Origin of the sequence: Oligoflexus sp. (assembly GCF_035638955.1) — a bacterium.
GTDB lineage: Bacteria > Bdellovibrionota_B > Oligoflexia > Oligoflexales > Oligoflexaceae > Oligoflexus.
Genome location: NZ_DASQYZ010000427.1, coordinates 1 through 9789, shown reverse-complemented (window position 1 = coordinate 9789; position 9789 = coordinate 1). Strand labels below are relative to the sequence as shown.

Here is a 9789-nt window from a genome sequence, read left to right as displayed (position 1 = left end):
TAGTACGGGTCCCAGCTTCCAGTGGAAGCAAATGATGGTCGCTCCCGTTCCGCCCGAAGCCCCGCAATAAGCCCCTCCATTCGGCCTGTCCTCAGGGCAGACCGGGCTTTCCCCCTGTCCATAATTCAGTGACTCGATGTCCAAGCCCTGATCACTATCCCAAAAAAACCTCAAGCCCGATCAGAATTCTGATCACCCTCCCTATCAATTCAACATCTTGCAAAACCGAATCTTACCAACAGTTTCAACTGGATTTGGCGCGTTTGTTGTAATAAGAATCATTATCATTTTCAATATGCCGTGGGTGTCGCGCCCCGGCTGCGATAGCGAACCGGAATTCGCTCAAAGGAAAAGCAACCATGCGCTTCAGAACTTTTGTCCTTCCAGTCCTGCTTATGACATGGGCTTCCGGTGGATGGGCAGAGACGGCCACGGCTCCATCCGGCCCCAAATTTTCAGGCTATGGAGATCTCGTTTTCAGTTATGCCGACTATGGTGCTGATCCCAAAGCCAGCTCGCGCGGATCCAAAAAAGACAAGCGTTTGCTCTTTGATACCACGCGTTTTGTTCTGGAACTTGAGCAGGAACTGACCCGCGGATTTTCCTTTGAAGCGGAACTGGAGATCGAGCACGGCGGAACTGGCTCCTCACTCGAGCTTGAGTATGAGGAAGCCGGTGAGTATGAAAGTGAAGTGGAAAAAGGCGGTGAAATTCAGTTCGAGAAACTGTTCGTCGAAAAAAACTTTGCGCTGGCTCGGGTCCGTATCGGCCGCATGCCCGTGGCATTTGGTCTTTTGCCGGTTCATCACGAACCCTTTGATTATCTCGGCACCGTCCGCGCGGAAAGCGAAGAGCATCTGATCCCGTCGGGCTGGAGCGAAATCGGCGCCGAGGTCATGCTGCATGGATTCGAGCAGAAACTGCAGGTCCAGATTGTGAACGGTCTTGATTCCACCGGCTTCAGTTCGCAGTATTTTGTTTCGGGTGGTCAGCAAAGAATGTTTGAAACGAACAAGGCGAACAACCCGGCCTTGGTTCTGCGCTGGACCAATTCCAATATCCCTGGACTCAACACTGGATTCTCCTACTACTACGGAGATTCCAGCGCCAACCGTCCCCAACCGGATCTGACCAAAACCTGCCCCGGTGACAACGATGCCCAGGAAGTGGCTCCCTGCGGTTACGTGGAAACCACGCTGCAAATGTTTTCGTGGTTCGCCTATGGTCAGTGGGATCGCATCCAGGGTCAGGCGTCGGTCGTTCACGGCAAACTGCAGAATGCCGATGACATCAACAGTCGCAACGCCGGTCTCTCGCAAAAATATCAAGGTGTGCTGCGCAGTCCCGTGGGCAAGGAAGCCTATTCAGCCTGGACCGAATGGGGTTATCGCTTCGATGGTTTCGAGGCCGAGGATAAGATTGTGCCCTTCGTTCGTTGGGAAAGCTATGACACCGTTTACAAAGCTGCGGCCGGCGCGCTCGACCAGCCCCGCTTTGCACGCCATAACGTGAGCCTAGGTGTCAATTACCAGGTGGCTTCCGCTTTGAATTTCAAACTCGATGCCACCGAAAGAAAGTTTGGTTCCGATCATTTGCGTACTGAGCATGACTATCGCTTCGCTTTGAATTTTGTTTATTAAGCCTGATCACACTTAAGGAGAGGTTCACCATGAAACGCCCTTCATTCCTTCCACGCACGATGGCCGGATTATCGCTGTTGGTTCTTTTGAGCGCCTGTTCCAAATCCGATACCAATGAGAATCCCAGCGTCGATCCTGTTGCGGATAAAGCCATCCTGACAACATTCGTCGACTCGGTGGTGCTGGACACCTATCTGGATCTGGCCAATGCATCCTCGGCCCTGGAAACAGCTGTCGCGGCCCTGGTCGCCTCACCTACCGAAGCCAATTTTCAAGCGGCGCGCACATCATGGATCGCAACTCGTGTGCCCTGGGAACAGAGTGAATCCTTCCTCTTTGGTCCGGTTGATAGCTATGGTTATGATCCGGCCTTGGACAGCTGGCCCCTGGATCATGCCGGTCTGGACGCTGCGATCGCGGCCTATAACAATGTTGATGTGGATACCGTGGATCCAAGTCTGAAAGGTTTTCATGCCATTGAGTTTATTCTCTTCGGTTACGACAAAGGCAAGACGCTGGCCTCGCTGACCGATTCAGAAAAAAATTATCTGCTGGCTTTGACCAACAATCATAAGTCCGTAACGGCTCGCATTCTGAAAGCCTGGAAAGAAGGTCTGAATAATGATCAGCCGTTCGCCGCCAGTCTGAAAGCGGCCGGTGAAGCGGGCAACGATCTTTATCCTTCGACCCAGGCTGCCATTGAAGAAATGGTGGAAGGCATGGTCGGCATCGCGGATGAAGTGGCCAACAATAAAATTGCCCAGCCCTTTGATCAGCAGGATCCCAACCTGGTGGAAAGTCAGTTTTCGTTCAACTCACTGGAAGACTTTCAGAATAATATCCTGAGTATTCGTCATGTGTGGCAAGGCAGCAAAGAGGGAACCGCCGCGGCGGCCAGTCTCAGCGCGCGCGTCAATGATGTGGATGCGGCGCTTCATGATGAAGTCGAGACGGCGATCGATGCGTCGTTGGCAGCGTTGAAAGCCATTCCGGATCCTTTCCGTTCGGCGATCGTGGATCCCGCGGCTCGTTCGAAAATCATAGCGGCGCAAACCGCAATCCGCGCTTTGCAAACCGTCCTGGATACCAAGGTTCGAGCTGTCTTGGTTCCCTAAACAGTGGTCGCAGGAGGTCGCAACATGGTTCGTCGCTGGCTTACTCCCTGGCTTGTGCTGGTGTCCGTAGGATGTGGACGCCCGGACAAGGACGTCACGTTTCCTGAAGTCTCACTGGTCCTGGCCGGTGGTGATACGACCATCAAAAATCGTACCTCAAGTGCGTTTACCGCACCTGCGACCAATCTCAATGAGGAGGAATTCAACCTCCATGGGGAAGGGGATATCCTCTTCGAAGGTGAATTTGTCATGGCCCCGGCTCCGGTACGTCCGGGGCTTGGTCCGACTTTTAACAATACCAGCTGTCGCGGCTGTCACGTTCGGAACGGTCGCGGCATGCCCGTGCTGGGTGAAAACGGAACCCTCCGTTCCCCGATTCTGGTTCGCGTGAGTCTGGATCCGACGGCTCTGGATCGTTTTCCTGAAGCCAGAAGCCTGCAGGGTCCCGGCCACGGCCCCTACCCCGTCCCCGGTTTCGGGACTCAGATTCAAAATCATGCTGTTTTCGGTCACGAACCGGAGATTGGTTTGAGTCTGAGTTGGGAAGAGGCCACCGGCACTTATCCGGATGGCTCCCCCTATACTCTGCGCAAACCTATCCTGGGTTATTCAGGTTCCGCAGAAAAGCTCGCTGTCATGCAGGATAGCGGCGTGCTGCGCTCCATTCGTCAGACGCCTCCTGTCGTCGGTCTTGGCCTTTTGGAAGCCATCCCGGATCAAACCCTGATCGATAACGAGGACCCGGATGATGCGGATGGTGATGGCATTTCCGGTCGTTTGAATCGGGTTTGGGATCCCGTTGCGAAAACCATCGCGATTGGTCGTTTTGGTTGGAAAGCTTCGGCCCCGAGCCTGATCGTGCAAACCGGTAACGCCTTTGCTGATGATATGGGCGTTAAAAACCCACTAGCTCCTGATGCGGATGGATCCATAGAGATCAGTGAAGACATCGTACGAAAGACCGCATTCTATACCCAAACTCTGGCCGTTCCCGATCGGATTCGCACCAATCCCTCGGCGCTCGAGGGCGAAAAGGTCTTTCATCAAATCGCCTGCACCGGCTGTCACACCCCTTCGTTAAGTACGGACGGCAGCAGCAGCATCGCCGCTCTCCAGAATCAGACCTTTGCCGCATTCACCGATCTGATGCTGCACGATATGGGCGAAGGCCTGGCGGATGGTCGGCCTGATTATTTAGCCAGTGGCCAGGAATGGCGAACCCCACCGCTTTGGGGCCTGGGGCTGACCGGCACCATACTTCCACAGAGTGGATATTTGCACGATGGCCGCGCGCGCACTCTCGAGGAAGCCATACTCTGGCACGGCGGAGAAGCCGAGGCGTCCCGTAAAGCCTTTGAAAAACTTCCAAAAAACGAGCGCGGGCAAGTCATTGATTTTCTTAAGTCGCTCTGATTGCTCACAAATGTCAAAAAGGCTGACTTGAAATGAGTAGAGTTTACGGCGAGTTAAATGATATTGAAAGTAATTCTCAATATCTGTAACATAAAAGCCGATAAGGAAGAAACTTTGGAGGAAGGCTCCCATGATCGTCTGTCTTTGTTTCGGCGTGAATCATCGAGCTATCGAACAGCTGAAAGAGCAGGGCTGTGACACCCTGCGCCAAATACAGAATCAATGCCAGGCCGGCAGCAGTTGCGGCGCCTGCATTCCCGATCTTAAAAAATCCTTGCAAGAGAAGGGCAAGAAGCCCGCTCAGGATCCTTCCCGCAGTTGTTGAGCCAGATAATTAACGATCGTCAGCTCCTGGATAAGGCGCAGCTGGGTTTCCAGCCAATCAATATGCCTTTCTTCTTCTTCCAGGATATGCTCGAACAGCTCCCGGGACGTATGGTCCCGGACATCCACTGCCACCTGCACAGCCTTTCGCAATCGATCAACGGCGTCGTATTCCAGTTTGAGATCGCTCTCGAACTGCTCCTTGACCGTTTCACCGATGTTGATTTTCATAAGGCGCTGCACGTTGGGGACGCCTTCGAGAAATAGAATGCGGTCCATTAACTTTTCAGCATGCTTCATTTCGTCGATGGATTCGTGACGGACTATGGCCGCTATGCGATCATAGCCCCAGTCCTTACACATCCTGGCGTGCAAAAAATACTGATTAATTGCGGTCAACTCACCCGTGAGTATATCATTCAGGGCGTCGATGACTTTCGCATCACCTTTCATAACTTCATCCTCATCCACAATTGGGTTGTTCGCGGCAACTCATCTTGTATGGATAAGGGGATCGGTGATCGAGTTCAATGCATATTTAATTTTATTCCGGGACTGTTGAGCACTCTTCACCTTCGCAATCAGCATCAGGAATCAGCCGACGTTCTTCGCGTGGCGTCGCAGCCTTGGCTTCACTATCCTGCGTTGGCTCTGGCGCCAGCGGAACTTCAACCACACTGCTGCTCTTGTCTCCGACCAATTCCACATCGCTCGTTTCCACATGGGCTGTATCAGAAAAATTTTCCACACGCAGAACAAACGATTGCTGCCCGCGTATCAGTGTGATGTGCTGGGGACCAAGTTCCCGCACTTCAAGATCACCTTCTGCAAGTTGATCGCCCTTGTGCAGCATACGGGTTTTCCCGGTCGATCGTTCCCGCAGCACGGCCACGGATTGACCTTTGGAGCGCGCACCTTCCACGTGGATCACACCGACCAACGTCAAATTTTTGACATAGGGATCGGTGATAGGTGCTGCCTGGACCGCACTCGCCAAAAGCAGACTTATGAGAATTTGCCAAAATCCAGTCATATCCCCTCCCCGGGAAATTCCGGCCCCTAAAAACTCTTCGGTCCTCAAGGCAAAATCTTGACTGAAAGCTGCGTGCCGACCATGATGGAAACTTGGAAAAAGATAAAGAGGTTATGCGCTCCATGAACCATCACGATCAATCCATCCGCCAGTATTTTTTGGGCCTGCTGGGCTTCTATTGTGTGATTGGTTTTTATGGAACGCTTTGGGTCTCTGACGAATTTGATCGGGAACGCAGTTTATTTTACGCGTTTATCGCCATGCCTGGGCTGATTGCTTTTTATATCAAGGTGCTGGTGCAAAAGCATTGGCTGGATGATTATCCGGTGAGTTACTGGACCAGCATTATTCTGCTGGTGGTCTCATTCAGCTGGGGCAATCTCCTGTGGCTGAATGCGGTGTCCAGCCAGGAGAAAGCCCTGGTTAATATCACGCTGAATGAAGGTGTTTATGCCATGACTCATCAGCGAGGCGGCCTGGGCTGGCTCTATAAACCTCGCTGGTGAAAACCTTAAGGAATGCTGTGACAGGCCGCGTTCGGCAGATACGCCCAGAGATCGGGAATCAGCTCAACCAGATGTTTGAGTCCATCCTGATCCTTGGCCCCCACGACACAGTACCTTGTACCGGGCTCAGCATCCTCTTCCAGGATGTGCAATTCGCCCAACTCTTTTTTATAACCCAGAGTGGAAACAAAGACGGGAGCGCCTTCGCCGAGCTGGCGGAAGAGAGCGACAAACCCATCGGCGTCGGCTGTGGCCTTGACCCTGACGTGATGCCGGCTGCCAGCTGGCGCCTGAGCATGATCATCATAGACCTTGATGGCTGCGGTAAATCCTGAAGCGGCCCCACGCGTCTGCATCGTGCCAGGATCTTCTTCCGTGGCCGTGGGATTGAAGTTCACAAACAAAACCAGAGCAGCTGCCACACTCAGGGCACTGGACACATAAACCCAACCGCGACGCTTGCGAGCGGTGCTGATGAAATGCACCTGGGCGTCTCGAACCGACCCGGCTGGTTGAGGGTTGGCTTCAGCAGCCATCCGGGCTTCCAGCTTTCCCCAAATCCGATCGGCTCCTGCCTGGTCCTGAGGTCGTCCTGCGGCCTCATAACTGTCTTCCACAAGTCGGAGGAACGCTTCGTCCTCGGCACTCATCGGCAACTCGGGATCGCTCCCGGAATGTTTATCTCTGCTCATGTCATCGTCCTTCTCTGTCTGTCAGGTCCCATCAAGTTCATCGAGCTTCTTGGCGAGGTCGTCCTTAAACTTTTGGCGCATCCGACTTAACCGTGACGTGATTGTACCCGTACTTTCACCCAAACGCTCCGCAATATCCCGGACTGAAAGGCCTTCTTTGTAGAACAAACCGAAGCATTCGCCGCCTGGTTGACGGGCGACCTCATCTATAAAACGCTCAGCAACCGCTATTACTGCACGACGGTCCGAATTTTGTTCCCAAAGGCGGGTCTCGTGGCTGGTAATATCCTCGCCAACGGCCTCTGTTTTGCGGCTTTGACTCTGACGCACCTTGTCAATCGCCAGATTGCGGGCCGTAATGGATAAAAAGCCCTTAATCTTAAGGGGATCGATGCGATCCAGAGATTGATGGAGGCGCAAAAAAACATCCTGGACCAGATCATCGCGCTCCTCGTCGCTCAGACGAAAGGAACGCAGAACAAACTGGACCAGTCCGACATGGACATCATAAATTTCGCGAAAACTCATGGCTGTTTTAGCCGGGGTCTGGTTCACTCTAACCTCACCACATAATTCAAGTTTGTTCGGTATCAAGGACGGAATCAGACCGACCATCCCCAGTAGTTGCGAACAAAACGAGAGACAAAGCGCACGCCAAAACCTGTGACTTCGGTATCAATATGGGCCAAACCTCCGCTATTTTCCGCCGCCGACAGATCCAGGTGAACCCATGGTATATCCTTGCCAACGAATTCTTTCAAAAACAAAGAAGCCTCAATGTGATCCACGCCACCACTTACACGACACTGCTTGATATCGGCGATGTCGGATTTCAGGCATTCGGCAAAATCCGGATCCATGGGAAACGGCCACACGCGCTCGCCCGATTCGCGTCCAGCGCTGATCAATCCCGGCACCAAATCCTGGCGATTGGTAAAGACTCCGGAATAAAGCGTACTCAGAGCGCGCACACAGGAACCGGTTAAAGTGGCAAAATCCAAGAGGAGATCAGGTTTTTCACCTGATGCGATATGCAGCGTATCGGCCAGCAGCATGCGCCCTTCGGCATCGGTGTCGATAATTTCAATGGTTTTGCCATTCAAGGCCGTGATCACATCATTCTGCCGATAGGAATTCGGACCAATGGCATTCTCGGCGATCGCTAAAAATGCTGTGACACGCACCGGCCATTTTTCTTTGGCAGCGAGCGCCACTACACTATAAGCTAAGGCGGAACCAGCCATATCCCGATGCATGCCGTACATGCCTGCCGATGATTTGATGTTATGGCCACCGGTATCAAACGTCACACCTTTGCCCACCAGAACCAGGTGCTTCAAATTTTTTTTACCGTTGCCTTCATAGCTGAGTTTGACGAGGCCGGCATCTTCATGCGCCGAACCTTGAGCCACAGCCAGGAAGGCTCCCGCCCCCATGGTTTCCAGCTTTTTCTGTGAGGTGAACGCATAACCCAGTTCATTTTGTTCGGCTAATTTTTTCAGGCGTGCCACATACTGGGATGGCGTCAGATCATTGCCCGCCTGCATCACGAGGTGCCGCACCTGATTATTGGCGGCTGATGTGGATTCCGCATGCTGCGTGACGCGAGCCGCTTCATCCAGATTTACGGCGGACGGACAGAGCACATCCAGAGTCAGCTCCGCATCCTTTTTCTTCGCTTCATTTTGTGAGTATTTGGGAAATTTAAAGAGCAGGGCCTTGGCGGCAGCCGTGAGGGCATCGGCGGCCTGCAAGGCTTGCGGCGCAGGTAAACCGTTCAAATCAGCTAAAACTTTTTTACAGCCATGCTCTTTCAAGGGTTTCATAATCTGTCGCCCGAGGCACAGCCAGCGAAAAGTATCCATCTCGGCATTGGCCACAGCAATGACCCAACGTTGCAACGGCGTCCGATCAAAGCACAAAAGACTGCCAGCTTCCGGTTTCAGAGGCTCACGTTGGACCAGAGCCCGCAGGATATCCCGATCAGCCTGGACCATGTGTTCAGGATAAATTTCATCCCATTCTTTGCTGCCCGGCTTCTGCCACAGCAGGCCCACATACGCGTCGTAATCGCTGGACGCGTTCTGATCAATTTGGTGTAGTACTTTCGACAGTGTCTTGGCCATGAGTGCTCCTGGAGGCGCCTTTGCAGAGTCAAGGTTTCATCTTGTTCGATCCGCCCCCTTTGTGCCAACCCTTTTCTCTGCGATCCTGCTGCTTTCCGTCCTTGCCTGGCCTCGCCAAAGAAGCTGACTTTTCCAGGGTTCTTCTTCTGTGTAGAGTCAGCAGTTCCGCATGGTTTATACTCGCCTTCCGTGCCAAACAGTGCCCAGAGGAATCTATGGAGCGCACCTTTCGATCACTCAAAGAAGAATTGCATCAACCCCCGCAAAGTGATGAGCTGCCGGACATGGGCTGTGCCCTGGACCAGAAAAAAAGCTGCTGCGATGGGGTTGGTTACCGTTTGAAACCCCACGGGTCGCTCACACATGCTGAACTTTGCAACTGCGTCAGCACCTGTGTCAGCTGCTACGGTAAAAACCGTAAGATGGTGGACGGACTCTCACGTCCGTGTCGCACCCCGGCTCCCTCGCGGATTGTCAACTTTATCAATAGTGCCTGCCTGCCCGCGCGTTACAGCGGAGCTCGTCTCGATTCTTTCAGCAACTTCACGGGCAATGGCCGTGAAGTCGTGACTCGCATGTCCCACTGGTATCGGGAGTTTGATCCGGAACGTCCTCGCGGGCTTTTGCTGGGGGGACCTGTCGGGGTTGGTAAAACCTATATGCTGTGTGCGATTGCCAAGAATTTTGCGGGCAAAGGCATCAGCGTACGCTTTATCGATTTCTTCCAGCTCCTCCTGGAATTGAAGGCGGGATATGCTCAGGATAAGAGTGATGCGACCTTGCTCAACGACCTGATCGAGGTGGATATTCTGTTTATCGATGAACTCGGCAAAGGCCGTAACAGCGACTGGGAACTCTCTGTGCTCGATCAGCTGGTGATGGGTCGCTACAACCGCAACAAAATTATCGTGGCCTTTTGCAAACACACATCTCCAGCCGG

General features: G+C 53.1%; 11 protein-coding genes. 6 read left to right on the top strand and 5 right to left on the bottom strand.

Annotation, left to right across the window (positions count from 1 at the left end; translation table 11 throughout):
- The first annotated feature begins 359 nt into the window (after window positions 1-359).
- The 4 genes from VE954_RS35760 to VE954_RS35745 all read left to right on the top strand — a co-directional run bounded on the left by VE954_RS35760 (window position 360) and on the right by VE954_RS35745 (window position 4493).
- Complete coding sequence (locus VE954_RS35760) at window positions 360-1640, top strand: hypothetical protein (protein ID WP_324962138.1); 1281 nt, start codon at window positions 360-362, stop codon at window positions 1638-1640.
- 29 nt (window positions 1641-1669) lie between these two features.
- The gene (locus VE954_RS35755) at window positions 1670-2755 is read left to right on the top strand and encodes an imelysin family protein (RefSeq protein ID WP_324962137.1); all 1086 of its coding nucleotides are present in this window, start codon (window positions 1670-1672) and stop codon (window positions 2753-2755) included.
- A gap of 24 nt (window positions 2756-2779) precedes the next feature.
- The gene (locus VE954_RS35750; RefSeq protein ID WP_324962135.1) at window positions 2780-4168 is read left to right on the top strand and encodes a di-heme oxidoredictase family protein; all 1389 of its coding nucleotides are present in this window, start codon (window positions 2780-2782) and stop codon (window positions 4166-4168) included.
- A gap of 130 nt (window positions 4169-4298) precedes the next feature.
- Window positions 4299-4493: a (2Fe-2S)-binding protein gene (locus VE954_RS35745; protein ID WP_324962133.1), complete on the top strand. Its 195-nt coding sequence runs from the start codon at window positions 4299-4301 to the stop codon at window positions 4491-4493.
- On the opposite strand, the gene bfr is transcribed toward VE954_RS35745, so the two are convergent.
- Both bfr and VE954_RS35735 read right to left on the bottom strand, forming a co-directional pair.
- Window positions 4469-4945 carry a bacterioferritin gene (bfr, locus tag VE954_RS35740; protein WP_324962131.1) on the bottom strand — a complete coding sequence of 159 codons (477 nt, stop codon included), beginning with the start codon at window positions 4943-4945 and terminating at the stop codon, window positions 4469-4471. The two genes, VE954_RS35745 and bfr, sit on opposite strands and share 25 nt — an antisense overlap.
- A gap of 91 nt (window positions 4946-5036) precedes the next feature.
- On the bottom strand, window positions 5037-5525 hold the full coding sequence (locus VE954_RS35735; protein WP_324962129.1) for a hypothetical protein: 489 nt from the start codon (window positions 5523-5525) through the stop codon (window positions 5037-5039).
- A 92-nt stretch (window positions 5526-5617) separates the two neighbouring features.
- On the opposite strand from VE954_RS35735, the gene VE954_RS35730 reads away from it, so the two are divergent.
- Window positions 5618-6031, top strand: a complete 414-nt coding sequence (locus VE954_RS35730; RefSeq protein ID WP_324962127.1) for a hypothetical protein — start codon at window positions 5618-5620, stop codon at window positions 6029-6031.
- 5 nt (window positions 6032-6036) lie between these two features.
- Here the strand turns inward: VE954_RS35730 and VE954_RS35725 are convergent, their stop codons facing one another.
- From VE954_RS35725 to VE954_RS35715, 3 genes are read right to left on the bottom strand one after another with little or no spacing between them, the layout of a single operon-like run.
- Window positions 6037-6723 (bottom strand): hypothetical protein, encoded by a 687-nt coding sequence (locus VE954_RS35725; protein WP_324962125.1) that lies wholly within the window; start codon window positions 6721-6723, stop codon window positions 6037-6039.
- Window positions 6724-6744: 21 nt separating this feature from the next.
- Window positions 6745-7278: a sigma-70 family RNA polymerase sigma factor gene (locus tag VE954_RS35720; protein WP_324962123.1), complete on the bottom strand. Its 534-nt coding sequence runs from the start codon at window positions 7276-7278 to the stop codon at window positions 6745-6747.
- A 47-nt stretch (window positions 7279-7325) separates the two neighbouring features.
- Window positions 7326-8849 carry a leucyl aminopeptidase family protein gene (locus tag VE954_RS35715; RefSeq protein ID WP_324962121.1) on the bottom strand — a complete coding sequence of 508 codons (1524 nt, stop codon included), beginning with the start codon at window positions 8847-8849 and terminating at the stop codon, window positions 7326-7328.
- A gap of 215 nt (window positions 8850-9064) precedes the next feature.
- Between VE954_RS35715 and VE954_RS35710 the strand changes: the two genes are divergently transcribed.
- Window positions 9065-9789 (top strand): ATP-binding protein (locus tag VE954_RS35710; protein ID WP_324962119.1); only part of this gene is annotated, 725 nt, incomplete at its 3' end.